Annotated in this window: 25 protein-coding genes and 1 tRNA gene; 15 read left to right on the top strand and 11 right to left on the bottom strand. The window is 71.3% G+C overall.

What is annotated here, in order from left to right:
• Positions 1-65 precede the first annotated feature (65 nt).
• A complete protein-coding gene (gene infC / locus AAEP80_RS00090) occupies positions 66-737 on the bottom strand; it encodes a translation initiation factor IF-3 (RefSeq protein WP_402727052.1) in 672 nt (223 codons plus the stop codon).
• Between the two features lie 298 nt (positions 738-1,035).
• On the opposite strand from infC, the gene AAEP80_RS00095 reads away from it, so the two are divergent.
• Positions 1,036-1,395, top strand: coding sequence for a DUF1844 domain-containing protein (locus AAEP80_RS00095; protein WP_281265756.1), 360 nt, complete (start codon positions 1,036-1,038; stop codon positions 1,393-1,395).
• 66 nt (positions 1,396-1,461) lie between these two features.
• On the opposite strand, the gene AAEP80_RS00100 is transcribed toward AAEP80_RS00095, so the two are convergent.
• Positions 1,462-2,796, bottom strand: a complete 1,335-nt coding sequence (locus AAEP80_RS00100; protein ID WP_420365504.1) for a maltokinase N-terminal cap-like domain-containing protein — start codon at positions 2,794-2,796, stop codon at positions 1,462-1,464.
• A gap of 129 nt (positions 2,797-2,925) precedes the next feature.
• On the opposite strand from AAEP80_RS00100, the gene AAEP80_RS00105 reads away from it, so the two are divergent.
• The 4 genes from AAEP80_RS00105 (at position 2,926) to AAEP80_RS00120 (ending at position 8,124) form a co-directional block, all read left to right on the top strand.
• Positions 2,926-4,413 carry a CHAD domain-containing protein gene (locus AAEP80_RS00105; RefSeq protein WP_420365505.1) on the top strand — a complete coding sequence of 496 codons (1,488 nt, stop codon included), beginning with the start codon at positions 2,926-2,928 and terminating at the stop codon, positions 4,411-4,413.
• A gap of 35 nt (positions 4,414-4,448) precedes the next feature.
• Positions 4,449-4,904, top strand: a complete 456-nt coding sequence (locus tag AAEP80_RS00110; RefSeq protein ID WP_413600979.1) for a MaoC/PaaZ C-terminal domain-containing protein — start codon at positions 4,449-4,451, stop codon at positions 4,902-4,904.
• Positions 4,905-4,977: 73 nt separating this feature from the next.
• A complete protein-coding gene (locus AAEP80_RS00115) occupies positions 4,978-6,837 on the top strand; it encodes a glycoside hydrolase family 2 protein (RefSeq protein ID WP_420365506.1) in 1,860 nt (619 codons plus the stop codon).
• 66 nt (positions 6,838-6,903) lie between these two features.
• Positions 6,904-8,124 (top strand): hypothetical protein, encoded by a 1,221-nt coding sequence (locus AAEP80_RS00120; RefSeq protein ID WP_420365507.1) that lies wholly within the window; start codon positions 6,904-6,906, stop codon positions 8,122-8,124.
• A 129-nt stretch (positions 8,125-8,253) separates the two neighbouring features.
• On the opposite strand, the gene AAEP80_RS00125 is transcribed toward AAEP80_RS00120, so the two are convergent.
• Both AAEP80_RS00125 and AAEP80_RS00130 read right to left on the bottom strand, forming a co-directional pair.
• On the bottom strand, positions 8,254-9,282 hold the full coding sequence (locus AAEP80_RS00125) for an amidase domain-containing protein (RefSeq protein WP_420365508.1): 1,029 nt from the start codon (positions 9,280-9,282) through the stop codon (positions 8,254-8,256).
• A 43-nt stretch (positions 9,283-9,325) separates the two neighbouring features.
• Positions 9,326-9,736, bottom strand: coding sequence for a VOC family protein (locus AAEP80_RS00130; protein ID WP_420365509.1), 411 nt, complete (start codon positions 9,734-9,736; stop codon positions 9,326-9,328).
• Positions 9,737-9,854: 118 nt separating this feature from the next.
• Between AAEP80_RS00130 and AAEP80_RS00135 the strand changes: the two genes are divergently transcribed.
• On the top strand, positions 9,855-10,238 hold the full coding sequence (locus AAEP80_RS00135) for a hypothetical protein (RefSeq protein WP_420365510.1): 384 nt from the start codon (positions 9,855-9,857) through the stop codon (positions 10,236-10,238).
• 147 nt (positions 10,239-10,385) lie between these two features.
• Positions 10,386-10,904: a hypothetical protein gene (locus AAEP80_RS00140; protein WP_420365511.1), complete on the top strand. Its 519-nt coding sequence runs from the start codon at positions 10,386-10,388 to the stop codon at positions 10,902-10,904.
• Between the two features lie 78 nt (positions 10,905-10,982).
• Here the strand turns inward: AAEP80_RS00140 and AAEP80_RS00145 are convergent.
• The 4 genes from AAEP80_RS00145 to galU all read right to left on the bottom strand — a co-directional run bounded on the left by AAEP80_RS00145 (position 10,983) and on the right by galU (position 13,974).
• Positions 10,983-11,058 (bottom strand) — tRNA-Ala (locus AAEP80_RS00145).
• Positions 11,059-11,131: 73 nt separating this feature from the next.
• Positions 11,132-12,223 carry a hypothetical protein gene (locus tag AAEP80_RS00150; RefSeq protein ID WP_420365512.1) on the bottom strand — a complete coding sequence of 364 codons (1,092 nt, stop codon included), beginning with the start codon at positions 12,221-12,223 and terminating at the stop codon, positions 11,132-11,134.
• A 109-nt stretch (positions 12,224-12,332) separates the two neighbouring features.
• The gene (locus AAEP80_RS00155; RefSeq protein WP_413600971.1) at positions 12,333-12,992 is read right to left on the bottom strand and encodes a GNAT family N-acetyltransferase; all 660 of its coding nucleotides are present in this window, start codon (positions 12,990-12,992) and stop codon (positions 12,333-12,335) included.
• A gap of 91 nt (positions 12,993-13,083) precedes the next feature.
• Positions 13,084-13,974, bottom strand: a complete 891-nt coding sequence (galU, locus tag AAEP80_RS00160; protein ID WP_281265768.1) for a UTP--glucose-1-phosphate uridylyltransferase GalU — start codon at positions 13,972-13,974, stop codon at positions 13,084-13,086.
• A 113-nt stretch (positions 13,975-14,087) separates the two neighbouring features.
• Here galU and AAEP80_RS00165 point away from each other — a divergent pair, with 113 nt between their 5' ends.
• The 3 genes from AAEP80_RS00165 to mscL all read left to right on the top strand — a co-directional run bounded on the left by AAEP80_RS00165 (position 14,088) and on the right by mscL (position 15,534).
• On the top strand, positions 14,088-14,672 hold the full coding sequence (locus AAEP80_RS00165) for a 5-formyltetrahydrofolate cyclo-ligase (protein WP_413600970.1): 585 nt from the start codon (positions 14,088-14,090) through the stop codon (positions 14,670-14,672).
• A 1-nt stretch (position 14,673) separates the two neighbouring features.
• Entirely contained in the window at positions 14,674-14,967 is a 294-nt protein-coding gene (locus AAEP80_RS00170; RefSeq protein ID WP_413600969.1) for an FmdB family zinc ribbon protein, read from the top strand.
• 72 nt (positions 14,968-15,039) lie between these two features.
• Positions 15,040-15,534 carry a large conductance mechanosensitive channel protein MscL gene (gene mscL / locus AAEP80_RS00175; protein ID WP_281265771.1) on the top strand — a complete coding sequence of 165 codons (495 nt, stop codon included), beginning with the start codon at positions 15,040-15,042 and terminating at the stop codon, positions 15,532-15,534.
• A gap of 130 nt (positions 15,535-15,664) precedes the next feature.
• Here mscL and AAEP80_RS00180 read toward each other — a convergent pair whose 3' ends face one another.
• The gene (locus AAEP80_RS00180; RefSeq protein WP_402727066.1) at positions 15,665-16,249 is read right to left on the bottom strand and encodes a CDP-alcohol phosphatidyltransferase family protein; all 585 of its coding nucleotides are present in this window, start codon (positions 16,247-16,249) and stop codon (positions 15,665-15,667) included.
• Between the two features lie 312 nt (positions 16,250-16,561).
• Positions 16,562-20,242: an AAA family ATPase gene (locus AAEP80_RS00185; protein WP_420366828.1), complete on the bottom strand. Its 3,681-nt coding sequence runs from the start codon at positions 20,240-20,242 to the stop codon at positions 16,562-16,564.
• A gap of 352 nt (positions 20,243-20,594) precedes the next feature.
• Between AAEP80_RS00185 and AAEP80_RS00190 the strand changes: the two genes are divergently transcribed.
• From AAEP80_RS00190 to AAEP80_RS00205, 4 genes are all read left to right on the top strand, one after another.
• Complete coding sequence (locus tag AAEP80_RS00190) at positions 20,595-21,467, top strand: HpcH/HpaI aldolase/citrate lyase family protein (protein WP_420365513.1); 873 nt, start codon at positions 20,595-20,597, stop codon at positions 21,465-21,467.
• A 10-nt stretch (positions 21,468-21,477) separates the two neighbouring features.
• Positions 21,478-21,924: a DUF6264 family protein gene (locus AAEP80_RS00195; RefSeq protein ID WP_281265775.1), complete on the top strand. Its 447-nt coding sequence runs from the start codon at positions 21,478-21,480 to the stop codon at positions 21,922-21,924.
• Positions 21,925-22,019: 95 nt separating this feature from the next.
• On the top strand, positions 22,020-23,273 hold the full coding sequence (locus AAEP80_RS00200) for an FAD-dependent oxidoreductase (protein WP_420365514.1): 1,254 nt from the start codon (positions 22,020-22,022) through the stop codon (positions 23,271-23,273).
• Between the two features lie 34 nt (positions 23,274-23,307).
• Complete coding sequence (locus AAEP80_RS00205; protein WP_413600964.1) at positions 23,308-24,186, top strand: aldo/keto reductase; 879 nt, start codon at positions 23,308-23,310, stop codon at positions 24,184-24,186.
• 4 nt (positions 24,187-24,190) lie between these two features.
• Here AAEP80_RS00205 and AAEP80_RS00210 read toward each other — a convergent pair whose 3' ends face one another.
• Positions 24,191-24,628, bottom strand: coding sequence for a hypothetical protein (locus AAEP80_RS00210; protein WP_413600963.1), 438 nt, complete (start codon positions 24,626-24,628; stop codon positions 24,191-24,193).
• 144 nt (positions 24,629-24,772) lie between these two features.
• On the opposite strand from AAEP80_RS00210, the gene AAEP80_RS00215 reads away from it, so the two are divergent.
• Positions 24,773-25,738, top strand: coding sequence for an NAD(P)H-quinone oxidoreductase (locus AAEP80_RS00215; protein ID WP_420365515.1), 966 nt, complete (start codon positions 24,773-24,775; stop codon positions 25,736-25,738).
• Positions 25,739-25,798: the final 60 nt, after the last annotated feature.

The raw sequence follows: 25,798 nt of genomic DNA on the forward strand, positions 1-25,798 counted from the left end.
TCCGTGGGATGGATGGGGGGCCGCGCCATTGCGGGTGGGTCTGGAGGGCCCGCGTGGGCCCTGACCTATTCGGCCGGGGTCTCGGCGGGTGCCGTTTCCTTCGACTCGGCAGGTGCCGCGTCGTCCGGCTTCGCCTTCGAGGCGTGCTCCGACGCACGACGCTCGGCCTTCTCGGCCGCGCGCTTGGCGTTCTGCTCGCCCTTGACGTCGGACTTGTTCTTGAGCGGAGCGATGATCATCGTCATGTTCCGGCCGTCCTGCGTCGGACGCGATTCGACGACGCCGAACTCGGCGATCTCCTCGGCGAACTTCTGCAGGAGTCGGACACCCTGTTCCGGACGCGACTGCTCGCGACCACGGAAGAGGATCATCGCCTTCACCTTGTCGCCACCGAGGAGGAAGCCCTCGGCGCGCTTGCGCTTCGTCTCGTAGTCGTGCACGTCGATCTTCAGGCGGAAACGGACCTCTTTCAGGTCCGTGTTCACCTGGTTGCGACGGGCTTCCTTGGCCTTCTGAGCGGCCTCGTACTTGAACTTGCCGTAGTCCATGATCTTGGCCACGGGCGGCTTCGAGTTCGGCGCGACCTCGACCAGATCCAGCTCGGCTTCCTGCGCGAGGCGCAGTGCGACGGCGATGGGGACAACGCCGACCTGCTCGCCCTGGGGTCCGACAAGACGGACCTCGGGGACGCGGATTCGGTCGTTGGTACGGGGATCGGGAATGCGGAGCTCCTTCAATCAGTGATGGCCGTCCGGGGCGTTTGCCTGGACGACGGCACGAGAGGAGATCTGACGCACGGATCGGGACCCGTTCGGCAGCCGCCCGACTCCTGCACCACTGGACGCTGCCAGTCGTGCCGGACTGCCGAACGCTGGCGCTCGGCGGAGCGGTGGTGACCCGGTAGCCTGGTGATTCGTGGCCGCGGGTGGGAGTGACTCCTCTTCGTGATGTTGTCCGCCGGTCCGGTCTGGTTCTCGCGAATCGTTCCGGGCACACGGACAGCATCTGCCGCGAAGAGTCTAACAGAGGAGCACCGTGACCGACACCCCGCCCAACATCCCCGTCGACGACGCCGACGACGCCGCCCGGGACATCTCGGAGGTACCGGCCGTCGAGTTGATCAACACGGTGGCCGTGCACCTGCTGAGCGCCGCCGCCGTGAAGGTCGGACTGGCGGACGACCCGCAGGAGCAGACCGACCTCGACGAGGCGCGCAAGCTCATCACCGCCCTGGCCGGCCTGGTCACCGCGGCCGCCACCGAGATCGGCGACCACCACGCCCGCCCGCTGCGCGACGGGCTCCGCTCGGTGCAGCTCGCCTTCCGCGAGGCATCGGCCATCCCGGACGCGCCGGGCGCCGGTCCCGGCGAGAAGTACACGGGTCCCGTCAACTGACGACGTGACGGTCGGGAGGCCCGTGGCGGCGTCGCCACGAGCCTCCCGTCCGTCGTGTGGTCCTGGTCAGTGCGCGGAGCGCGCGGCCAGGCGCGTCACGGCCGTCACCGGGATGCCGACCCAGGTCGGGCGGTTCCGCGCCTCGTAGACCACCTCGTAGACGGCCTTGTCGATCTCGAAGGCGTCGAGGACCTCGCGGTGTGCGCGGAGGTCGACGCCGATGCCCCGTTCGTAGCCGTCGAGGAACGCTGCGCGGGCCTCGTGCGCCCACGCCCCGGCGTCGACCGGGTCGTCGTCGTGCGCGAGGGCTCCGGCGACGTAGTCGAACGAGCGCAGCATGCCGGCGACGTCACGGAGTGGCACGTCCGGCAGCGAACGCTCGTGGAGCGGTCGGAGCGGCTCGCCCTCGAAGTCGAGGAACACCCATCCACGCGGCTCCGGCGCGGACAGCACCTGCCCGAGGTGCAGGTCCCCGTGGATCCGCTGGAGCGGCGGCCACGCGACGTCGGCGGCCCTCGCGTAGACCGCTCGGACGGCGTCGGCGTGTTCGGCGATCTCCGGCGCCTCGGCGGCGGCGGCCTCGAGCCGGGCGTGCATGGTGTCGATCGCGGTCCGGATGCGGTCAGGGGTCGCGGGCTCGGTCGGCATCACGCTGGCGAGGGTCACGTGCACGTCGGCGAGCGCCGCGCCGAGCCGGTCAGCTCCTGCCGCGAAGGAGTCGCCTCGGCGGGCGTCGTCGAGCGCCACCCGCCAGGCGTCGTCGAGGCCGGGGAGGAACTCCTGCGCGAAGGCCAGGTGGCCACTCGCCACACCGTCGGCGCGTCCGACGTCCGGCCACTCGCCGCGGAGGGCGCCGAAGACCTTCGGGACGCGTGACGAGCCCGCGGCCGAGAGTGCCTGCTGGGTCGTGACGTCGGGGTTGTCGCCGTGGTGCAGCACCCGGAAGACCTTCACGATGACGGTGCCGTTGTGCTCGGTCTCGCAGATGATCGAGGTGTTCGACTGCTCGCCGCGGAGGACCCGGGCGCTGCGGACGGGGCCGACCGGGGTGAGGGACTCGGCGCCGGCGTCGATCTGCGCGAGGAGCCAGCGGGCGTAGGCGGGGTCGTGGGGGCCGTCGTAGGTCGTGGTCGCGTCGGGGGCTGCGCCTGGCACGTCGGCGTCTCCGGCGCCTTCCGTGTCGATGCGCGCGTGCTCCAGACCGGCCACCGCGTGCGCGTGCGCCGTCGTGGGCACCTGGTACAGCACGGCCCCGGTCCGGGCGTCGTCGATCACGAACCGGGTCGTGATCCGCGCCCCGTCGGTGGTGTCGTCGGTCCGGGCGATCGTCCGGAGGTTCGGCGTCCCGCCCTTCGCGGCGTACCAACGTTGGCGGGCCATCCACTGTGCGACGTCGCTCATGCGTCAGGAGGCTACGCGAGCGCTCGGGGCGCCGTCCCAGGTCCTCCACAACGCGCGACTCTGACAGAGGTGTCCACATGATGCGGATGCCGGCGCACCGATGCCGGTCCGCGGACGACACTGGCGTGCATGGAGACCTCGCCACCCGCCCCTGACCCCGCCACCGACGTGCTCGCCGAGCCGCGGCACACCTGGCGCATCCCGGACGACCGACGACTGCCGGCGATCGACCCGTACTCGGACGCGGTGCACCGGGCTCCCCCGATCACCGTGCGCGAGACCCTCTGGGACACCGACGACCGGGTGCTCGCGTTCGAGGGCGTCGAGTTCCTGCACGCCGAGGACGGATCGCCCACGTGGAGCATCGACCGCGGCGACGGTCCGACTCCCGTCCCGGACGACCTCGACCGTGCGACCGCGCCGTCGGACGACGGTCCGGTGGTGCCGCGCGACGTGGTGGAGGTGTTCCTCCGCGGTCGCACCGTCCGACCCGTCCGGGTCCGGGACACCACGACGACCCTGGTGGTGGTCCGCGGCAAGGACAGGAAGGTCCGCGTCGAGGTCGCCGACGTCCGCATCGACGAAGGCGATTCGGACACCACGCTGGTGACGAGTGGCCGGTGGTGGGCGCTCACCGACGACGGGCATCCCGGCTCGATCGCACGCGCGGTCGAGCGAGCGCTGACGGACGCGGCGGACGATCCCGGCCGGTCCGACCGCGGGCCGGTGCCGCGCCTGGCACCGGTCCGCCGTCCGGCAACCGCACGGGCGCACCTGCCGCGTTCCGGGACCGCAGCGGCCTTCGTCCGGGAGACCCTCGTCGGGTTGCGGGCCGATCTCGTCGCCGTCGACCCCCTGGTGCGTGCCGACGAGCGCGATGCGGTGCACGCGTTCCGCAAGGTCCTGCGCCGGACCCGCAGTGTGCTCGCGGCGTTCCGCGGCGCCCTCGACCGCGACGCCACCGAACCCCTCCGTGCCGCTCTCGCGCAGATCGGTCGAACGGCGGGGACGGCTCGCGACGCCGAGGTCCTGCGTGACCGGCTGCTCCGATCCGCGGCGCGGACCCCGGCGGGCTACGTCGACGCCCGGACGCTCGATCGACTCGGTTCGCGGTTCGACGACACCCGGGCGACGTCCGCAGCGGAACTCCGGCAGACCCTCCGGACGGCGGCGTGGTTCGACGCCCTCGACGCCGTCGACCGGTTGGTGGACTCCGCGCCGACGGGTGGGCACGCCCGCGATGACGCATCGGCGTTCGTGACCGCACGGATCGAACGGGAACGCGCGCGGCTGGCGAAGACCCTCGACCGGAGCACGGGCGACCTCGTGTCCCTGCACGAGATCCGGAAGGCCGCGCGTCGGTTGCGGTACGCCCTGCAGGCAGCCGGCGGGCTCGCGGACGTCGGGAAGCGGCGACTCGGACGACTCCGACGGGTCCAGGACACCCTGGGCGACGCGCTCGACGCCGCACACGCCGCGGATGCGTACCGACAGGCTGCCGTCGATGCCGCGGCCGACGGCGAGGACACGTTCGGGTACGGGGCGCTGGCGACGTCCGAGCGCGCGGTGGTCGAGCAGCGGATCACGGAGGGGCGCCGGCTCCTCGCGGGACTCTGACCGGCCGCGGGCACGGGCTCTGCGAAGATGAGCTGGTGCCGCACTACCTCGAGGACCTCGCCGCCGGACAGACCTTCACCACCCCTGGTCGCACGATCACCGAGACGGACGTCATGTCGTTCGCCTCGTGGACGAACGACAACAACCAGGTGCACACCGACGTCGAGTTCGCCGCTCGGACGCGGTACGGCCAGCGTGTGGTGCACGGCATGCTCGGCGCGTCGCTCTGCCTCGGCCTGATCGCCCGCACGGGTGTCTTCGAGGGATCGGCCGTCGCGCTGCTCGGCATCGACCAGTGGCGGTTCACGGCCCCGGTGTTCATCGGGGACACCGTCACCTGCGAGGTCGAGATCCTCGCCACCCGGCTCACCAGCTCCGGCAAGACGGGGATCGTCGATCGCACGGTCACGCTGCGGAACCAGCACGGCGAGGTCGTGCAGCAGGGTCGGATGGACGTCATGGTGCTGACGCGGGACGCAGCGATCGGCTGAGCCGTCCCCGAATGGTCCCGGCAATCGGTGCACGCCGGTTTACAACGATGTAGGACTGGTCCACCATGGACGCATGAGCACGCTCGACGGCACCGTCGCCGCACCCAACAGCACTCCAGCGCCCGTCCTCCCGCTCGCCACACGGCAGGACGGCACGTACCCCCGCCCGCAGATGCTCCGCGAACAGTGGGCCGACCTCGACGGGACGTGGTCGTTCCGGAACGACGGCGACGACGCCGCGTGGCGTGCCGGTTTCCCGGACGCCAGGGACATCGTCGTCCCGTTCCCGCCGGAGTCCGTCGCGTCCGGCATCGACGAGCCGGGCTTCCACCCGGTGGTCTGGTACTCCCGAACGATCACCCGGTCCGATCTCGAGGCCGCCGGGTACGGCACGAGCAGCCCGCGACTCCTGCTGCACTTCGGTGCCGTCGACTACCGCGCCTCGGTCTGGATCGACGGCGCGTTCATCGGGTCCCACGAGGGCGGCCACACGCCGTTCGGCTTCGACGTGACGGATGCCCTCACCGGGGACGCCGACGCCGCGCACACCCTGGTCGTCCGTGCCGAGGACGACCCGCACGACCTCACCCAGCCCCGTGGCAAGCAGGACTGGCACGAGGACCCGCACGCCATCTGGTACCGCCGGACCACCGGGATCTGGCAGACCGTCTGGCTCGAAGCCGTGCCGACCGCGTCGATCGAGTCCCTGCGCTGGACGAACGTCGACCACGAGACCGTCCGTCTGACCGTCCGGGTCGCCGGCGTCCGGGCCGGCGGCGACCGCATCCGCGTCGAGGCGTGGTGGGACGAGCGGGACGAGCACCTCGCGACGATCGAGGCGACGCTCGGTGACACCGTGGACGAGTTCGACGTGGTCGTACCGATCGCGCGGCAGTCGAACGGGCAGGCCGAGGACGAGCTGCACTGGACGCCGGAGACACCACGGCTGGTCGACGCCACGGTGACGCTGCTCGATCGCGCCGGCTCCACGGTGGACACGGTGGCGAGCTACTTCGGCCTGCGGACGGTCGGCGTCGACGGCGGCGTGTTCGTGCTCAACGGCCGGAGCTACGACGTCCGCAGCGTCCTGAACCAGGGCTACTGGCCGGACTCGCACATCGCCGCCCCGTCGCGGGCGGCCCTCCGGCGCGAGGTCGAGCTGATCAAGGAACTCGGCTTCAACGCCGCGCGCAACCACCAGAAGGTCGAGGACCCGCGATTCCTGTTCTGGGCGGACCGCCTCGGTCTGCTCGTGTGGGGCGAGGCACCCGGTGCGTACGCGTTCTCGCCGCGCGCCGTGCAGCGACTGATGCGGGAGTGGATGGACGCCGTCGAACGCGACGCGTCGCACCCGTCGATCGTGACCTGGGTGCCGGCCAACGAGAGCTGGGGCGTCCAGCACATCACCACCGACCCGGCGCAGCAGGCCTACGCCAGGTCGCTCGCCGACGTCACACGGGCACTCGACCCGACACGTCCGGTCATCTCGAACGACGGCTGGGAGCACACCAACTCCGACATCATCACCATCCACGACTACGACGGGAACGGCGAGAGCCTCGCGCGTCGGTACGCGGACGACACAGCACGCACGGAGCTGTTCCACGGGATGGGCCCTGCGGACCGCTGGGTGCTCGTCGGCGGCGCCGAGGACCACGGTCAGCCGGTGATGCTGACCGAGTTCGGCGGCGTGAACTACCAGCCGGGTGCCCAGCGCGAGGACGGGTGGGGCTACACCTCGGCCTCGGACGGCGACGACTGGATCGTCCGCATCACCGCGCTGTACGACGCGATCCGCGCGAGCTCGTTCCTCGCCGGCTCCTGCTACACGCAGCTGACCGACACGATGCAGGAGACGAACGGGCTCCTGAGCGCCGACCGCACCCCGAAGGTGCCGATCGAGCAGATCCGGCGAGCGGTGACGGGGCGCTAGCCGAGTTCTCCACAGTCACCGGTCTGCGGTCCCGGCCGCGGTGTCGGGTCTGGGAGGATCGCCTCCGTGACCAACGTGGCGGAAGCGAGCCGAGCCTCCCGGCCGGTGCTGCGGTCCCTGCTGTCCGGGCCGCGCGGCGCGTGGACCGCGCCGCTCGTGATCTGGGCGGGGTCTCGGATCCTGAGCACGCTGCTGCTCGCGACGATGTTCGTCGTCGCGACGGCGAGCGGGTGGGACTTCGCCTCGTACCGCAAGGACCCGTCGTTCTTCACGTTCTCCGGATCGTGGGACGCGTCGTTCTACCGGACCATCGCGGAGCACGGGTACCCGTCGACGTTGCCGACGGACGGCGACGGGCACGTACTCCCCAATCCGTGGGCGTTCCTGCCGGTGTTCCCTGCACTGGTGCGTGTCGTCATGTCCGTGACCGATGGGTCGTTCTGGGTCGTGGGCATGCTCGTCGCGACGGTCGCCGGCGCCGGAGCGTGCGTGCTGCTCCACCGTCTCGTCCTCGCCGTCGGGGGCGCGCACCGGGCGCGGTGGGCGACGGCACTGTTCGCGTTCGCACCCACCGGGTTCCTGTTGCAGGTGGCGTACGCCGAGACCACGTTCCTGGTGCTGCTCTTCGGCGGGCTGCTCGCCCTCGTGCACCGGCGCTACTGGCTGGTCGCGGTGCTCGGGACGGTCGCCGCGTTCACGAAGCCCGGCGTCCTGGCCCTCGCCGTCGCGCTCGCCGTGCACCTCGTCGTCCGCTGGGTGGGGTTGGTCCGTCGGCGTGAACCGTTCCCGTGGCGGGACCGGATCGCGATCGTCGTCGCGGGGCTCGTCGTCGCGGTCGCGGGACTGGCGTGGCCGGTGATCGCGAGCGCGGTCACCGGTCGGCCGAGCGCGTACCTCGACACCGAGTTGTCATGGTGGGTCGGGTTCGTGGGCCGCCAGCACTTCGCGCCGCTGACCCCGTGGTTCGTGATGGCGGGGCGGTGGCTCGGGCCGATCGGCATCGTGCTCGTCGTGCTCGTCCTCGTGGGAATGGTCTGGTTCTTCCGGCGACGCGACGTTCGCGCGCTCGGGCCGGAGGTGCTCGGGTTCACGGCCTCGTACGCGCTCTACCTCGTCGCGGTGTTCCTCCCCCAGCAGAGCCTGCCGCGGCTGCTCATGCCGATGGCACCGCTGCTCGGGTCGGACGTGTTCGTCCGGACGCGGCGGCGGGCGCTGACGTGGCTGGTCGTCGGCGTGTGCCTGCAGCCGGTCGCGATCGTGCTGCTCTGGTTCCTCGGGTACCCGTAGGGCCGGCGGCGGGCCGTGGTGCGGATCGCATGCACACAACCGAAAGCACGCGGCACCACGGCATCTCGTGGCGCGAAATGACTTCGGTTGTGCAGACCGCCCATCCGCGGGCCACCCGCCCGCGGGGCGTCAGGCGTCGAACGTGTGGAACCAGGCCGTGCCACCGGGGTGCTGCACCGTGATCATCTCGTCGAGGTCGCGGTACGGGCCGTCCTGGTTGTGGCTCGCCGACTTGATGCGGATCGTGCCGTCCGGCTCCGTGAAGACCTCGGACACGATCGTCGTGTGGTCCGGGGAGTCGTTGTGGTTCCAGTCGAAGAACACGATGTCCCCGACCTTGACCTTGTCGCGCTCGTCGAGGGTCCGACGCGTGAGCCCGAACGTCGCCGCGTTCGTCGACATCCACGGGTCCATCGCCGGGCAGTACGTCCACGTCGCGGAGTGCGCAGCGCCTCCGGAGCGGCTGTACCAGTCGTCGCGCTGCTCCCAGCCACGGGCGATCAGCGTCTGACTGACGTAGTTCGCGCAGTCGCCACCGATCGGGTTCATGGTGCCGTACTCGGCGAGGTTGTAGTCCTTCCAGTACCGCATCGCGTACTCGAGCTGCCGGTCCACCGCGGTCAGCGCGGCATAGGCGAGCGACGTGGTGGCGAGCGCCTTCGATGCATCCGGCGCCGGCGACGCGGTCGGCGTGGGCGTCGCGGTCGACGAGTCCTGCGTGGCTCCGGACTGGCCGTCGTTCGCGGCACTGCCGTTGCCGTCGGAGCTCTGGTTCGCCGACGCGACGGGCGTCAGCTCCGAGTCGAACAGCGCGACGTCCGCGGATCCGGCCGTGTACATCGCCTGGTGCGGCGCCGTGAAGGTCACCTTCGTCGCGGTGGCCTGCACGTCGCGGGCGACGATGCCGCCCACGGTGACACCGCGGACCGCAGCGAGACCGGTGCCGGTCACGGTCACCGTCACACCACCGGCGAGGGGGACCTGCGCAGGCTCGAGAGCGGTCGCGGCGGGAGTGGCGGCCGGAGCGCCGGACGCCGACGGGGACGACGAGGGCCGTGACCCGCCGTCGGACGACTTCGAGCACGCGGCGACGGCGAACCCGACTCCGGCGACACCGGCGAGGGACAGGAGCGAGCGGCGCGTGAACGAGGAAGCCATGACGGGACCAGGCTACGTGATCCCGTCCGGGAACCGGCGGAGTTCAGCGACCGGTGATGTTCACCAGCCAGCTCACCCCGAACCGGTCGGTGAGCATCCCGAACTCGTCACCCCACGGCGCCTTGGTCAACGGTTCGATCACGGTGCCGCCCTCGGAGAGCCCGGCGAAGAAACGGCGCATGTCCTCGGCGTCGTCGCCGGACAGGGACACCGAGATGCTGCTGCCCGCCGTGTACTCCATGCTGTTCGGGGTGTCGGCGCCCATGATCAGGTACCCGTTCGGCGTCTCGAGCTGGCCGTGCATGATCTTGTCCGCCTCGGCCGGGTCCTCGGAGGCGTGCATCTCCCCGAACGTGCTGAGCGTCAGCTCACCGCCGAACACCGAGTGGTAGAACTCCATCGCGGCCCTGGCGGTGTCGCGGAAGCCGAGGTACGGGTTCAGTCGCGAGGTCATGATGGACTCCTTCGTCCGCCCGCGGCGGGCGTCGCGGCGCGCACGGTCATCGTGGCACCGGCCGCTCGGCCCCGCAACGATGGTTCCGCCCCGGCACCATCCACGCCAGACTGATGCCATGCCCGAGAGCCACGACTTCTTCGCGTCCGCCTCCCCCGACCAGGTCCGCGCCACGGTGCGCGAGGCGTTGGCGTCCGAGGGCTACACCGTCGAGGACGGTGAGCAGGGGTCGCTCCGCGCCAGCCGCGGCAAGCTCGGGCTGACGCTGCTGATCGGCGGACTCGCGAACGACCGCACGTTCCACACGACGCTCGCGGTGCAGATCATGGTGACGCAGGACGGGCAGACCGTCGCGCGCCTGCTGCGCGGCTCGGGAAAGTCGGCGCTGAAGGGCGGCGCGATCGGTGTCTCGCGCGGCAACCGGGCGTTCGAGCAGGCAGCGAACGCGATCCACGGACGGCTCGCCGCCACGGGCGCGCTGACGGCCAGCATCCCGAGCTGAGTCACGTCCCCGACGTGACCGGGTGACGGACGGGAGGCTCGTGGCGGTGTCGCCACGGGCCTCCCGTCCGTCACGATCCAGTATCGAGCCGATCTCGATTGCGCAACCACGTGCCGCCGCCCGCCGGCGATCCGTCAGGATCGGCACATGGGGAACCTCCGATCCGTCCGCCCGTCCGTCCTCGGTGCAGCGCTGCTGGCGAGCGCAGCGCTCGCCCTCACCGGGTGCTCGTCCGCCGACACCGCCGCTGCCGACCGGACGCCGTCGCCCACGTCCACGCCCGCGACGCCGACCGCCGCCGCCGACCCGGACCCCGTCGTCATGGACGAGGACCAGAGCGCCCCGGCCGTCTGCGGCCAGCTGAGCGCACTCTCGACGGTGACGCTCAACGCACGGGTCGGGCTCCAGCAGGGCGACCTGACCCAAGCCGAGCTCGAGGCCCTGCTCGCAGCCGCACGGTTCGGCTACGAGCACCTCTCGAGCACGGACACGCGCCTGTCGAACGCCATCGCGTACACGCAGCGCTACCTCGAGGACCACCCGGCCCCGGCGTCCGGACCCGCACTCGACGATTCCCCGGAGTGGGACCTCGCGATGCGCTCGCTCAACACCGCGTGCCAGGAGTCCGGGTCCTCGGTCGTGTCGACCGCACAGTACGGCGGCTGACCCGCCGAAACGACAGCAGCCCCGGACCGTGTAGTCCGGGGCAGCTGTCGTGCAGTTCCTTGCTGTCGTGCGGTGCCTTGGTGGAGCTAAGGGGATTCGAACCCCTGACCTTCTCATTGCGAACGAGACGCGCTACCAACTGCGCCATAGCCCCAAGTGCTCGACCACACTAGCACCCGCCAGGCCCGCACCGAAATCGATCGGAGCCGGCCGGGCGTGCCGCGATCTCAGACCGCGCGGCGGCGACGCATGATCGCGTCGAGGTCGGCCTGCTGGTAGGCGTCGTCGCCGATGACACCCATACCGGCCCACTTGCTGGGCTGTTCCGGCGCGGCCTGCGGGGCAGGCGCTGACCGCTCCGGCTCCGGCGCCGTCGACGCGGCCCGCAGCCCGAGCCGCTCGGCGAGCCGACCCTGGTCGTGCGCCGACAACGAGGCGACCGCTTCCTCCACGTCCGGGCGCATCCGCGACACCGTCGCGAGCGACGGATCGGCGTCCCCGGCCCGGATCGCCGCGGCCTCGGCGTCCGCTTCGGCCTTGGCTTCGGCGACGCGCTCCTTGAGCCGCGCAGCGAGCTCCGCCGACGACTCCGGGGACGCCACGGGAGCGGCCGGCCGCTCCACGTAGAGCGGCTTCGGCACACGGCCGGGCGTCCAGGTCCGCTCCGTCGCCGGGGCCTCGGTCGGCTGGTGGCTCGTGAGCGGCGGCGCAGGGTCGGTCCAGGCCGTCGTCGGACGGGAGGCACGGGTCGCGCTGGCAGGAGCCGCTGCGGCCCGCGCCTTGCGCGCCTGGGCGACCTGGTGCAGCTGGGCGAGGACGGCTGCGGACCCACCCGCGGCGACGATCCCGGCGACGGCGACGAGCCACGCGCCGGGCGCTGCGACGAGCACCACGAGCGCGACGACGAGGCCGAGCACGCCGAGGCCGGTCGCGCCGAGCCGCGAACGACGCATGCGCATCGCGGTCAGCGCGGGGACCGCCGAGGCCCGCTCGAGCGCCGGAGCCTGCTCCGCGAGTCGTCGGGTGATCTCACGCTGCCGTGCGGCTTCGTGCGCGCGGACGATCGCCGAACGCTTCGCCTCTTCGGACTTCGCGACCTTCTGCGCCTCGGCGAGGGACTTCGCGTTCATCTCGATGCGGACCTCGTCCGGGAGCTCGGCCGTCTGCGCGAGGATCCGGAGGGTCTGCTGCAGCCGGATCGCGTTCCGCTCGGTGGCGAGGTACTGGCGACGGGCTGCCCACGAGGGCATGAGGTAGACGAGCCACAGCACCGCGGCGACCAGCAGGACGATGCCGCCGCCCCATGACCCGATTCCCATGGGGAGAGGCTAGGGGCGGGGATACTTCGCACTCGTGATTGCGTGGCGTGTGTTGCGCGTGTCGTCGGGAGATTCGGGCGCGCTGGGGGTTTTGGGGGCGCGGGCTGGTTCAGGCGCGCGGGCTGGTGATGATCGGCATGGCGGCCTCGTCGCGCGCGGCGAGGGGCACGCTGCCGACCCCCGGGGGCACCTGTCCGCGGACCCAGCGCTCGAGGATGCCCTCGCGCACCTCTTCCGCGACGAGCGCGAAGCAGAAGTGGTCGCGCCAGTCCCCGTTGATGTGGATGTACCGCCGGCGGAGTCCCTCGTACCGGAACCCGAGCTTCTCGACGACCCGGAGCGACGGCGCGTTCTCGGGCCGGATGCAGATCTCGATGCGGTGGATGCCGACGGTGCGGAAGCAGTGGTCGGCGGCGAGTGCCACGGCGATCGGTGTGACGTTGTGGCCGGCGGCGTTCTCGACGACCCAGTAGCCGATGGAGGCGCTGGCGAGCGATCCGTACGTCACGCCGGAGACGTTGAGCTGGCCGACGAAGCGACCGTCGAGCTCCATCGCGAACGGCAGTCCGAGTCCAGCACGGGCGTTGGCCTGGAGCGCGCGGATCGAGCCGCGGACGTCGGTGGACACGTGGCCGGACGGGTTCGTCGCCTCCCAGGTGCGGAGCCAGGAGCGGTTCGTCGCGAGCGCTGCGTCGAGGTCACGGGTGTCACGGAGCCGGAGGGGGCGGATGGTGACCCGCCCGTGGGACAGGGTCGGGATCGTCGTCATCGCTCAGGTTCCTCCGGTGCCCCGGGGAGGCTCCGGAGCGGGGTGTCCCGCACGGGTCCGGCGGTACCGGACCCGTGCGGGATGGGTCGACTCATTCGCCCGCGTTGAACTCCTTCAGCCACGACTTGAGGTCGGGGCCGAGGTCATCGCGGTCCGAGGCGAGCTGCACGATCGCCTTGATGTAGTCGAGTTTGTCACCCGTGTCGTACCGGCGTCCACGGAACACAACGCCGTACACGCCGCCGGTCCACTCCTCCGCACTCGCCATCTTCATGAGCGCGTCGGTCAGCTGGATCTCGCCGCCCTTGCCCGGCTCCTGCTTCTCGAGGACGTCGAAGACCTCGGGACGGATGACGTAGCGGCCGATGATGGCCAGGTTCGAGGGCGCCTCGCCCTGCGCCGGCTTCTCGACGAGGCCGGTGATCTTCACGACGTCGTCGGTGTCGGTCTCCTCGACCGTGGCGATGCCGTAGAGGTGGGTCTGCGACTCGGGGACCTCGAGGAGGGCCACGACGGTCGCGTTCTTCTCGCCCTGGACCTCGATCATGCGCTGGAGCAGCGGGTCGCGGGCGTCGATGATGTCGTCACCGAGGAGCACGGCGAACGGCTCGCGGCCGACGTGCATCTTGGCGCGGAGCACCGCGTGGCCGAGACCGAGCGGGTCGCCCTGTCGGACGTAGTGCATGTCGGCGAGGTCCGTGGACTGGTTCACCTTCTGCAGCTTCTCGTGGTCACCCTTCTTCTTGAGGGTCTCCTCGAGCTCCGACACGTGGTCGAAGTGGTTCTCGAGTGCGTTCTTGTTGCGCCCGGTGATCATCAGCACGTCGGTGAGTCCTGCGCCGACGGCCTCTTCCACCACGTACTGGATGGCTGGCTTGTCGACGACGGGGAGCATCTCCTTCGGCATCGCCTTGGTCGCGGGGAGGAAGCGGGTGCCCAGCCCTGCCGCTGGGATCACCGCCTTGGAAATCTGGAAGCCCATGCCAATGACCGTATCGGATGCCCCCATTACGGGGACGTAAACGAAGAGAGGACACGGGATGAGGACACGATCAGTCGGAAAGCCGCATCGACGCCATCGTTAGACTCCCTCGCATGATCCCCGATCTCGGCAACGAGAAGCGTGCGCTGCGGGCCGAGCTCCGCCAGCGCCGACGCACCAGGACCACGACCGAACGCGACGAGGACACGGCGGCGCTCACCGAGACCCTGCAACGGTTCGCCGAGGAGCGTCAGGTCGAGTCGATCGCCCTCTACCTCTCGGCCTCGGACGAGCCGAACGTCCGACCCTTCCTGAACTGGGCGTTCGAGCGCGACATCCGCGTACTGCTGCCCATCACCCGCGAGGACGGGTTGCTCGACTGGGCGGTCGGCGACGGGTCGAGCGAGACCGAGGGGATCTCCGGCATGCCCGAGGTCGTCGGCGAGGTGCTGTCCCCGCTCGCGATCAACGACGTCGACGCGATCCTCACCCCGGCCGCCGCGGTCGGACACGACGGCGTCCGGATGGGCTGGGGGCGCGGCTACTACGACAAGACCCTCGGTTCCATGGCGAAGCGTCCGCCCGTCTATGCTGTGATCTTCGACGCGGAGTACCTCGACGAGGTCCCGCGCGAACCCCACGACGAACCCGTGGACGGCATCATCACGCCGTCGCGCATCATCACGTTCCGGAGCTGACGTGCCCACCTACTCGTACCGCTGCACCGAGTGCGACACCGCGTTCGACATCAAGCAGTCGTTCTCCGACGCCACGCTCACCGAGTGCCCCACGTGCGGCGGTGTCCTGCGGAAGGTGTTCTCGCCGGTCGGCGTGACGTTCAACGGCGGCGGCTTCTACCGGACCGACTCCCGCCCGGCACCGAAGTCCGAGGGCTCGTCCAGCAGCACGCCCGCGAAGTCCGAGTCCGCGAAGCCCGCGCCGGCCGCTGCACCCGCTGCATCCGCTGCACCCTCGAAGCCCGCCGCGTCCTGACGCCCGTCGCGCCTCCTCGCTAGGTTTGACTGGTCGCCGCCCGGCGGCCGTCCTCGACCCGGAAGGAGACCCGTGAAGGGCTTCAAGGAGTTCCTGCTCCGCGGAAACGTGATCGACCTGGCCGTCGCTGTGGTCATCGGTGCCGCGTTCACGGCCATCGTGACCTCGATCGTCACGAACGTGATCAACCCGCTCATCGGCGCCGTGTTCAACGCGTCGATGCTCGACAAGACGCTGATCGTGCACATCCCGACCGTCTCCGGAGGGGACGCCTCCCTGAAGTTCGGCGCGGTCATCGGCGCGGCGATCAACTTCATCATCATCGCCGCGGTGGTCTACTTCGCGCTGATCCTGCCGGTGAACCACCTGATCAAGCGCACGTTCGCCAAGCTCCAGAAGGACGAGGAGCAGACGCCGCAGGACGTCCCGCCGACCGATGTCGAGGTCCTCGTCGAGATCCGCGACCTCCTGCGCTCACAGCAGGGCCGCTCGCTCGACGGTGGCGCGCACGTCGCACCGAACGACGCCCCCGAGGGCCCGGGGCTCCCGAGCACGACGAAGCTCTAGCGAGCCGTTCTCGATCGCACCCGCGCACGAACATCGCGCCCCGTCACGACGGGGCGCGATGCTCGTACGGGGGCGCTACGCAGAGGTGGACGTTCGGGCGGGGCCCGGCGCGACGCAGAGGCGGCGGGCGCTACGCGGCGGGGACGCGGCGACGCTTCGCGAGCATCGCGGCGAAGTACTGCGCACCCGCGAGGACGTGCCCCGCGGTGCCGAGCCACACGAAGACGAGGGCCGTGATCCGGATCCAGGAGTGCTCCGACGCCCACGACGTCTCCGAGAACAACAGCACGGGCAGCCCGACGAAGAGCAAGGCGGAGCGGATCTTCCCGGTCCACGACACCTTGAGGTCGGGGTCCCCCTTGAACCACACGCTCGACAGCACGGCGAGCAGGGCGTCGACCACGACGATGATCACGACGACGATCCACGGCAGCAGCCCGACGAGCACCAGGGAGAGCACGACGGCGATGATCGCGAGCCGGTCGGCCACGGGGTCGAGCGCGGTGCCGAGCTTGGAGCCCTGGTCGAACTTCCGCGCGATGAAGCCGTCCGCCCAGTCCGAGACGCCGAGGACGACGAGCGAGACCAGCGCCCAGCCGGGGTGCCCCTGCACGACCAGGATGACGAACACCGGGATGAGCAGGAACCGGACCAGCGTGATGAGGTTCGGCCAGGTCTGCCAGTCGGGGCGCTCGCGCACTGCGGGGTCGGTCATCAGCTGCTCTCGTCGGGGGCCGGGGCCTCCAGCGTACCTACCCCCAGTGGGGAGGGCGGTCGCCGAGCAGCCGGGCGTCGTTCTCGCCGCGGTCGTGCCGGGGCGGCTCCGGGGCCGGGGACGGGTCGGAACCCGGCACCGGCTGGGTGGTGACGCGCCTGCTGCGCCGCACCGAGCCTCCCGCCCGCTCCGGGGCCGGGTTCGGACCGACGGGAGGCTCGGGTGCGGCCGCGTCGTCGGCTCGCGACCACGTGCCCACCAGGTGGTCCGTGCCGGGCGTGACCGGACCGGCGGCCCGGGAGGCCCTCCGACTCATCGACGGGCCGGTACCGGGGGGATGCTGATCTCCTGCGTTGCCCCACGGTCGACACCGAGGACGGCCGCGACCGTGTTCGCGACCCGGTCCGGGTCGGAGAACAGCTGGAAGGCGTGCACGCGCACGTAGTGCCAGCCGAGTCGACGGAGGACCTCGGGACGGAGCCGCAGCGACTCGCGGAGCGAACCCTGCTGGAGCGTCGCGTCGGTCTCGATCGTGACGCAGACGCCGCCGTGCGCGGCCACCAGGCCGAGCTTGCCGCGGTGCCCGAGCGCGACGGGGATGCCGCGCATCTCGAGCCGGCGCGCCAGGTCGACGAGCAGCGGGTCGGAGTCGTCGGGGACGTACTCGGCAGTGGTGCGGGCGCGGACCTCGGCGAGGATCTCGGCCAGTGCGACGGTGCCGTGGCCCATGCGCTCCGCCTCGATGTCGGACGGCTGGAAGCACGTGACGATGACCATCGAGCGACGCGCACGGGTCATCGCGACCGCGAGCAGCCGCTCGCCACCCGGCTTGCCGAGCGGACCGAAGTCGCGCAGGACCCGGCCGTGCGGGGTGCGGCCGTAGCCGATCGAGAACACGACGCGGTCGCGGCTCTGCGCCACCGACTGCTCGAGCGTGGCCACGATGAACGGCTCCGCGCGGTCGCCGATGACGAACTCGGTGAGGTCCTTGTGCCCCTGCGCCGCGGTGAGCACCGCCTGCTCGACACGCACGGCGTGCTTCGCCGATGCCGTGATCACCATGAGCGACTCGGTGGGACGCGTCCTGGCGTGGTCGATGACGAGCCGGACCACGCGGTCCACCTCGGCGTCGACGCTCTCCACCGCGCCGGACTCGGGGTCGGGAACGGCCTTGCCGTCGCTCACGTAGTCGAGTGCGATCGAGCCGTGGCCGAGGAAGGAGCCGGCCCACGGCAGCGACTCGATCCGGCCGCCGTAGAAGCGACGGTTCACGAGCTCGGCGAGGTCCTCGCCGCCGGCCCGGTACGACGTCGTCAAGGACAGGGTCGGCAGCAGGGTCGAGAGCTTCGCGAGTGCGGAGTCGGCGTGCAGGGCGTCGAGGGTATCCTCGTCGACCTGCAGTGCGCGGTGCGTCGGGTCGACGGCGATCCGGAACGGGGACGGCGTCTGCGTCACCGGGTCGCCGAACACGACGGTCTGGCGGGCACGGCGGACGGCGTCGACGGTCTCCGCGATGGTGACGGCACCGGCGTCGACGAGGATCACCGTATCGAACGGCATCGTGTCGGCGATCTGCGGGACCTCGTACGGGGACGCCAGCCACACCGGCGCGATCGAGCGGGACAGGTGCGGCGCGGAGTCCTGCAGGAGTCGCGAGGTGATCGCGCCCGCCTTGAGCTGGGACTTCAGCGCCGCCGCCTCTTCCGGCCAGTCGACGAGGCCGACCTTCCAGTTCTCGGCGAGCTGCCACGCGAGCCCCTGCGAGACACCGGCGGCGTGCGCGTCGTCGACGAGTCGGAAGTCGGCCTCGACCCGGTCGAGCATGTCGGTGTTCGCGCCGAGCAGTGCCCGGTCGGACTCGAGCATCGTCTCGAGCGCGGACTGCCACCAGGCGAGTTCGAGCTCCGCGGGCACCTGGGTGTCCGGGACGTGCCGGTTCGCGAGGTCGGTGATGAGCGGCTCGAGCTGCAGGTCACGGAGCGTCTGCATGAGCTCGGTGCGCTCCTGCAGGTTGTGCAGGACGTCGGAGTCCGCCGCCAGCGTGCCGATGTACGGCACGAGGTCCTCGACGGGCATGTTCGCGAGCTGCTCGTCGCGGCTGGTGCGACCGAGCGGCTCGTCGAGGCGCGCGAGGTCCTCGACCACGTTGGAGAACAGCACCTGCACGTCCGCGATGCCGGTGGGGACCTCGGGGTTCACGCCGGCGGCGACGTAGCGCTGCCAGAGCACACGCTGCTGCTGGACGCGGGTGAGTGCCTCGTGCAGGTCGGACACGTGCACACCCGGTCGGACGTACTCGCGCGCCAGCTTCTTCAGGCGACGGCGGTTCGTGCTCGACATCGGGGCGCCCTCGCCGCGAGGGGCGGTGGCGGCCACGAGCTCCGAGACCGAGCGGTCGAACACCACCGGTAGGAAGCGGTCGAGGGTGTCGCGGATCTCGGTGAGCAGGCGCAGGTAGATGCCGAGCTCGTTCACCGTGGTGAACTGCCGCATCCGGGTGGACGCGATGAGCTCGTGCGCCCGCTGGAGCAGCGTCGGCAGGGCGCCGTCGTGCAGGTCCTTCGCGATCTTGTGCGCGCGCTGGGCACCGTCGCTCGACGAGAACTTCGCGCCGTACCAGGGCGAGTCGTCGGGGCCGTAGCGGAACTCCCCGAGGTTCGCGGCGCTGACCATCGTCTCGGCGACGCGGGAGCGCCCCTGGACCATGGCGGCGACGGACTGCTTCGAGAGCCGTGCCGTCGTCGACGGCGGGACGGGCAGGAGCGACAGGCGCGAGAGCTCGACCAGGCAGTCGAGGACGCTGACGCCGAAGTCGCGGTCGGTGCGGGACAGGGCGCCGCGGTAGTCCTTCAGGACCTTGCGGAGGCGGACCAGGGCGTCGTCGACCTCGCGGAGGCTCGGACGGGTCGCCTTCTCGTTGCGCGCGATGGCCCGGACGACGTCGCGGCGGAGCGTCGACGGCGTCACGGCGACACCGGGGAGCTGCACCTCGGCGAAGCGCGCGGCGATCCCACGCAGGGTCGCGCGTCGGGGGCTCACGACGAGGACGCGCTTGTTCGCGGCGACGAGGCCACCGAGCGCGTTCACGATGGTCTGCGTCCCGCCGGTACCCGGGAGGGTCTTCACGACGATCGAGTTGCCGGCCGTGATCTGCGCGATCACGTTCTCCTGCTCGTCGTCGGCGTCGAGCAGGAGCGTGTCGGTGTCGGGGCTGCGCTCGTCCGACGGGGTCTGCTCGACCGGACGGTAGGACTGCTCGACCTGCCACTTGGCGCTGGGGTTGCCGGCGAGGGCGTCGAGCACCGGGTGCGAGAGGTCCTTCGTGTCCTCGACCAGGCCGGTGGCGACCTCGGCGAAGGTCGACACGACGAGCCGGGCGTGCACGGAGAAGCCGGGGATGTGCGCGGTCAGCCCGCGGAGGCGGTCGATCACCGGGTTCGGGGTGAACGAGCCGTCCTGCTGGGCGAGCGCGACGAACGCCTGCGCGTCGAGGGTGACGCCGAACTGCTCACGGAGCGCATCGGCGAGGGCCGGGTTGAGGACGGGCTCCCCGAGCAGGCGGACCTCGAAGTCACGGCCGTGACGACGGATCGCGAGCGGACGGAGGAGCACCGGGCCGCGGTACTGCTCGTCGCCGTGCTTCCAGTCGGCCATGCCGATGCCGAGGTTCACGGCGTCGATGCCGCGCACGGTGGCGAGCTCGGTGCCCTTCGCCTCGACGTGTCCGGCAGCGATGCGCGCCGCACGGAGGGCGACCTCGTCGCGGATCAGGCTGGAGAGCAGGGTGGTCTTGCCGGTGATGAACTGCGCGAGTCCGCCGGGGTGCGTCGTGGAGAGCTCGATGCGCGCACGCGGGTGGTCAGCGAAGTGCACGAGCGGGCTGGTGCCGCCGACGCCGGCGAGCTGCGAGCGCCAGGCGTCCCAGACCGGCTCGGCCGCGTTCGTCGCCGTGAGCCGCGGGTCGCCGAGGCTGATCGCGTGCGGGCTCGTCATCTGGAGCTCGGGTCGGAGCGAGCGGTCGAGGTCGTCGTCGTTCGGGTCGGTGGTGGCGTCCGCGGTGCTCGTGGTCTCGTCCTGCCCGTGCTGCTGCTGCTGGTCGTCGTGCGGCTCGTCGCCCCCGACGCGCTGGTCGCCCCCGACGTGCTGATCGTCCCCCGAGGCGCGCGTGACCTCGGCGGAGACGTCGTCGTTCACGTCGTCCTCGCCGCCGGTCACTCTGTCCGCGCGCCACACAACGCCCACTGTAAGCGGAAGCGTCCGTGGTCTCTGGCAATGAACCGAGGTTTCGGGCAGATCGGGCGACGCACGGACGGTTCGCCACCCCGGACTGTGGTACCAACGTGGCATGGCCATCGACGACCGCACCGCCCCGCCCACTGCCGCTCCGTCGCGGCGTCGATCGGTCCCCGCCGAGATCTCGCGCTCGTGGCTCCTCGTCGCCGGGACCGCGTCCGACCGCTTCGAGTCCGCCACCCGTTCCCGCGCGGACCAGGTGATCCTCGACATCGAGGACGCCGTCGACCCCGCTGCGAAGCCCGCCGCACGGTCCACCGTGGCCGACTGGCTGACCGGTGGCGGCGACGCCTGGGTGCGGATCAACGACGTCACGACCGACTTCTGGGCCGACGACGTCGAGGAGCTCCGCGGGCTGCCCGGTCTGCAGGGCGTGATGCTCGCGAAGACCGAGAGCCCCGCGCAGGTCACCGACACCTGGCACCGACTCGGTGGACAGACGCCGGTGATCGCCCTCGTCGAGTCCGCCCTCGGCATCGAGGAGGCGACGTCGATCGCCCGGGCGCAGGGCGCGTTCCGGCTGGCCTTCGGCAGCGGCGACTACCGCCGCGACACCGGGACCTCGGCGGACACGCTCGCGATGGCGTACCCGCGGTCACGGCTCGTCGTGGCGTCCCGCGTCGGCGACCTGCCCGGTCCGATCGACGGCCCCACGGTCGGCTCGTCGCACCCGATCCTCCGCGAGCAGTCGCAGGTCGCCGTGTCCCTCGGGCTCACCGGCAAGCTGTGCCTCGACACCGAGCAGCTGCCGGTCATCAACGAGGTCATCTCCCCCACCCCGACCGACGTCGCCTGGGCGCAGGACTTCCTCGACGACTTCGAGGCGCGCGGGCGCGTCATCCGCGACGGCTCCGACCTGCCGCGACTCGGCCGTGCGCAGAAGATCCAGCGACTCGCCGAGGCCTTCGGCGTCGAAGCACGATAGGGGTACCGCGATGACATGGTCAGCACCCGATCCCACACCGGGCCGCCCGACGCCCACCGAGTGGCAGCAGGGCGCGACGACCCTGTTCCCGCCCGGCAAGATCGCCGACCGGATCACCACGATCCTGCTCCTGGTGTTCGGCGCGCTCATGACCATCGTCGCCGCGATCGTCGGGCTGATCGCGACGATCTCCGCGACCGCGGCGTGCGACGCCGCCACGGGGTGCTCCCCCGGCGGGTACTTCGGTGGCGCGGCGCTCGCGGTCGGCGGCGCGTTCGTGATCGGCGTCGCGACGGTGGTGCTCGCGATCGGTGCCTGGATCCGACGCCGGACGTCGTGGTGGATCGCGGCGGTCGGCTTCGTGCTCGCGGTGGCGTGCATCACGTGGGGCGGCGTCGTGTTCGCGGGCGCCGCGGACGACACGCCCTCGTCGAGCTCGAGCAGCGGCATCGCCTGACTCGCGCCCCGCGCCACCCCCGTCACGGGACGGACGGGAGGCTCGTGGCGGACTGGCCACGAGCCTCCCGTCCGGTGGGGCGTACCGTCTGCACCATGGTCACGGTGAGCCGGACGACGGTCGCGATCGTGGGCGGCGGGCCCGCCGGCGTGGTGCTCGGGCTGCTCCTCGCCCGGGCGGGGATCCGGGTGCGCGTCGTGGAGAGGCGCGACGACTTCAACCGCGACTTCCGCGGCGACACGGTGCACGCCTCGACGATCCGTCTGCTCGACGAGCTCGGACTGGGCGACCGCTTCCGGGCGATCCCGCAGTCACGGCTCGACGACTTCTCCCTGCCGATGCCGGACGGCTCCCGGCTGCTGCTCGGCGACTTCTCGCGCCTGGACCCGCCGTACGACCACGTGGCGATGGTCCCGCAGTGGGACCTCCTCGACATGCTCGTCAGCGCAGCACGCCAGGAGCCGTCGTTCGAGATCTCGATGGGGCAGTCAGCGTCGGCCCTGATCGTCGAGAACGGCGTCGTGGCCGGCGTGCACCTGCACCCGTACCGCGGTGACGGCGAGCACGAGGAGCTCCGCGCCGACGTCGTGGTCGCGTGCGACGGACGCGACTCCGTCCTCCGCGCTGCTGCCGGCCTCCGCCCGAAGCAGTTCCCCGTGCCGTTCGACACCTGGTGGTTCCGGCTGCCGAAGGAGCCGAGCGACGCGGAGACCGCACTCGTCCCCGCGTTCGACGGCACCGACGTGCTGCTCAGCTTCCCGCGGCGCGACTACCACCAGGTCGCGTACTTCGCGCCGAAGGGGTCGGACGCCACGCTCCGGGCCCGCGGGGTCGAGGACTTCCGTGCCAGGGTCGCACGACTCCGGCCGTCCTTCGCCGACCGGGTGTCCGCGATCGGGTCGATGGACGACGTGCACGTGCTCGACGTCCGGATGGACCGTCTGCGCCGGTGGTGGCGACCGGGGTTCCTGTGCATCGGTGACGCCGCGCACGCGATGTCGCCGGCCGGCGGGGTCGGGATCAACCTCGCGGTGCAGGACGCCGTCGCGACGGCCGCGATCCTGGCGCCGGCGGTCGTCGGGGGTGTGCGCGGACGGGCCCTGAACCGGACCCTCGCCGCGGTCGAACGCCGCAGGACCCCGCCGGCGGTGCTGGTGCAGGGCGCGCAACGTGCACTGCACCGCATCGTGTTCGAGCGCGCGTTCGCGGGGAAGCTGCAGGACGGACCGCCGCTGCTGCCGGTCCTGCTGGCGAAGTACGTGCCGCCGGCCAGCGGGGTCTACGCACGCGGGATCGCGTTCGGGCCGCTCCCCGAGCACGCTCCGGCGTGGGCTCGACAGGCCTCCTGAGTCCGGCCATCGAGCATCGGCGCATGCTGGGCGGATGAAGCAGCGAACCATCGGGGACACCAACGTCAGCGCGATCGGACTCGGCGGCATGCCGATGTCCATCGAGGGACGACCGGACGAGCGCCAGGCGATCGCGACGATCCACGCGGCACTCGAGGCCGGCGTGACGCTCATCGACACCGCGGACGCCTACCACCTGGCCGCACACGACGAGGTCGGGCACAACGAGGAGCTCATCGGCCGGGCGGTGCGGGAGTACCACGGCGACGCGTCCCAGGTGCTCATCGCGACGAAGGGTGGGCACCTCCGACCGGAGCCGGGCGCGTGGGCGCAGAACGGTCACCCCGAGTACCTCAAGGAGGCGGCCAAGGCCTCTGCGAAGCGCCTCGGCGTCGAGACGATCGACCTCTACCAGTTCCACCGCCCGGACCCGGCGGTCCCCTACGCGGACTCGATCGGAGCACTCGCCGAACTCCTCGACGAGGGCGTGATCCGGATGGCCGGCATCTCGAACGCCGACGTCGACCAGATCCGTCTCGCGAACGAGGTCCTCGACGGACGGCTCGTGTCCGTGCAGAACCAGTTCTCGCCGGCGTTCCGGTCGAGCGAGGCCGAGCTCCAGCTCTGCGACGAGATGAGCATCGCGTTCCTGCCGTGGAGCCCGCTCGGCGGCATCGCGGGAGCGGCGGACCTCGGGTCGACCTACGCGGACTTCGCGACCGTCGCGCGGGACCGGGGCGTCACCCCGCAGGTGATCGCGCTGGCGTGGGAGCTCGCGAAGAGCGACGTCGTCATCCCGATCCCGGGCGCGTCACGGCCGCAGTCGATCCTCAACTCGGTGACCGCGGCGACCGTGAAGCTCCGACCGGAGGACATCGCGCGACTCGACGCCGCGCAGGCAGCTGCGGCCTGAGGCGTCAGCCGCAGACCTCGCTCATCTTCTGCGTCGACTTCTGGACGTCGGTGATCGAGTCCTGCAGCTTCGTCGAGTCCACCGACTGCGGGTCCTTCGAGTAGGCCTCGAGCTGCGACACGAGGTTCGAGAACGACTGCTCGAACCCGGAGGCCGTGTCGTGGACGTCCTCGTTCGTCACCTTGTCGGTGGCCGCCTTGAGCTTGCCGTCGAACTCCTTGAGCTTCGCGACCGCGGTGGTCGGGTCGCTCTGGATCTTCGTCATCTGCGACTGCAGCTCGCTGGAGACCGACTTCATGTCGCTCTCCAGCGTCTTGCAGGCCTGCGCCTTGGTCTGCGCCTTCGGCGTCGGCGTCGATCCGCTGCCGGCTCCGCCGGACGCGCATCCAGCGAGCAGGACGACGGCGACGGCGGCTGTGGTGAGTGCGGCGAACTTCTGCATGGTGATCCCCCAGGGTCTGATGACGTGTCCCTCGCGGGAACACGGATGCGCGACCGAGCGTACATGGGAAACCCACAGGGTCGGATGGCGAGGGTGTCGGGTCCGCACCACCGCCGGATGACGTCGCCGCGTACCGTCGTGGGCATGCAGGCCATCACGTACGACGAGCACGCACTCTCCCTGACCGACCTCCCCGACCCGACGCCCTCCGACGGCGAGGTGCTCGTCGAGGTGGCGGCAGCCGGGGTGAACAACGCCGACCTGCAGCAGCGGCAGGGGAACTACCCGCCTCCTCCTGGAGCGTCCGAGATCCTGGGGCTGGAGGTGTCCGGCACGATCCGCGCGCTCGGCAACGGCGTCTCTGGTTGGGCCGTCGGCGACCGGGTCTGCGCGCTCCTCGCCGGCGGCGGGTACGCGACGCACGTGGTCGTCCCCGCCACGCAGCTGCTCCCGGTGCCGGACGGCGTCGACCTCGTGGAGGCCGCTGCACTGCCGGAAGCAGCGTGCACCGTGTATTCCAACATCGGCATGCTCGCGGGGCTCCGTCCGGGGCAGACGCTGCTGGTGCACGGAGGCACCGGCGGCATGGGGTCACACGCCGTCCTGTGGGCGAAGGCGCTCGGCGCGACGGTGATCGCGACGTCCGGCGGCGACCGCAAGGTGGCCGCCTCGCGTGCCCTCGGTGCGGACCTGGTGATCGACCACCGCTCCGAGGACTTCGTCGCCTGTGCGCTCGACTTCACCGACGGTCGGGGCGTCGACGTCGTGCTCGACGTGGTGGGACCGGACTACCTGGCGCGGAACCTCGAGGTCCTCGCGCCGAACGGGCACGTCGCCGTGATCGCGTCGGGCAGCGGGACCGAGGCACCGCTGCCGTTCGGGTTGCTCATGCGCAAGCGGGCGACGATCAGCGGGACGACGCTCCGCGCGCGGCCGCTCGCCGAGAAGGCCGCCATCGTCGAGGCCGTCCGGTACAACGTGTGGCCGTTCGTCGCCGACGGTCGCGTGCGTCCGGTGGTCGACGCCGTGCTGCCGCTCGCCGAGGCGGGCGAAGCGCACCGCCGCATGGCGGCGGGCGAGGTCATCGGCAAGCTCCTGCTACAGGCCTGACGCGCGCCGGGAACCGCCTGGAGGCCCGGTGCCGGTCCGGCGGACCGGCACCGGGCCTCC

Origin of the sequence: Curtobacterium sp. L3-7, assembly GCF_048756585.1 — a bacterium.
Lineage (GTDB): Bacteria > Actinomycetota > Actinomycetes > Actinomycetales > Microbacteriaceae > Curtobacterium.

What these genes read in the sequence shown, in the direction of transcription:
- AAEP80_RS00200 (WP_420365514.1), top strand. Translation starts at nt 22,020, where the DNA reads ATGGTCACGGTGAGCCGGACGACGGTCGCGATCGTGGGCGGCGGGCCC.
- AAEP80_RS00185 (WP_420366828.1), bottom strand. Translation starts at nt 20,242, where the DNA reads ATGACGAGCCCGCACGCGATCAGCCTCGGCGACCCGCGGCTCACGGCG.
- AAEP80_RS00190 (WP_420365513.1), top strand. Translation starts at nt 20,595, where the DNA reads ATGGCCATCGACGACCGCACCGCCCCGCCCACTGCCGCTCCGTCGCGG.
- AAEP80_RS00180 (WP_402727066.1), bottom strand. Translation starts at nt 16,249, where the DNA reads ATGACCGACCCCGCAGTGCGCGAGCGCCCCGACTGGCAGACCTGGCCG.
- AAEP80_RS00195 (WP_281265775.1), top strand. Translation starts at nt 21,478, where the DNA reads ATGACATGGTCAGCACCCGATCCCACACCGGGCCGCCCGACGCCCACC.
- AAEP80_RS00165 (WP_413600970.1), top strand. Translation starts at nt 14,088, where the DNA reads ATGATCCCCGATCTCGGCAACGAGAAGCGTGCGCTGCGGGCCGAGCTC.
- AAEP80_RS00135 (WP_420365510.1), top strand. Translation starts at nt 9,855, where the DNA reads ATGCCCGAGAGCCACGACTTCTTCGCGTCCGCCTCCCCCGACCAGGTC.
- AAEP80_RS00125 (WP_420365508.1), bottom strand. Translation starts at nt 9,282, where the DNA reads ATGGCTTCCTCGTTCACGCGCCGCTCGCTCCTGTCCCTCGCCGGTGTC.
- AAEP80_RS00155 (WP_413600971.1), bottom strand. Translation starts at nt 12,992, where the DNA reads ATGACGACGATCCCGACCCTGTCCCACGGGCGGGTCACCATCCGCCCC.
- AAEP80_RS00205 (WP_413600964.1), top strand. Translation starts at nt 23,308, where the DNA reads ATGAAGCAGCGAACCATCGGGGACACCAACGTCAGCGCGATCGGACTC.
- AAEP80_RS00105 (WP_420365505.1), top strand. Translation starts at nt 2,926, where the DNA reads ATGGAGACCTCGCCACCCGCCCCTGACCCCGCCACCGACGTGCTCGCC.
- AAEP80_RS00150 (WP_420365512.1), bottom strand. Translation starts at nt 12,223, where the DNA reads ATGGGAATCGGGTCATGGGGCGGCGGCATCGTCCTGCTGGTCGCCGCG.
- AAEP80_RS00100 (WP_420365504.1), bottom strand. Translation starts at nt 2,796, where the DNA reads ATGAGCGACGTCGCACAGTGGATGGCCCGCCAACGTTGGTACGCCGCG.
- AAEP80_RS00140 (WP_420365511.1), top strand. Translation starts at nt 10,386, where the DNA reads ATGGGGAACCTCCGATCCGTCCGCCCGTCCGTCCTCGGTGCAGCGCTG.
- AAEP80_RS00215 (WP_420365515.1), top strand. Translation starts at nt 24,773, where the DNA reads ATGCAGGCCATCACGTACGACGAGCACGCACTCTCCCTGACCGACCTC.
- AAEP80_RS00130 (WP_420365509.1), bottom strand. Translation starts at nt 9,736, where the DNA reads ATGACCTCGCGACTGAACCCGTACCTCGGCTTCCGCGACACCGCCAGG.
- galU (WP_281265768.1), bottom strand. Translation starts at nt 13,974, where the DNA reads ATGGGCTTCCAGATTTCCAAGGCGGTGATCCCAGCGGCAGGGCTGGGC.
- AAEP80_RS00115 (WP_420365506.1), top strand. Translation starts at nt 4,978, where the DNA reads ATGAGCACGCTCGACGGCACCGTCGCCGCACCCAACAGCACTCCAGCG.
- AAEP80_RS00210 (WP_413600963.1), bottom strand. Translation starts at nt 24,628, where the DNA reads ATGCAGAAGTTCGCCGCACTCACCACAGCCGCCGTCGCCGTCGTCCTG.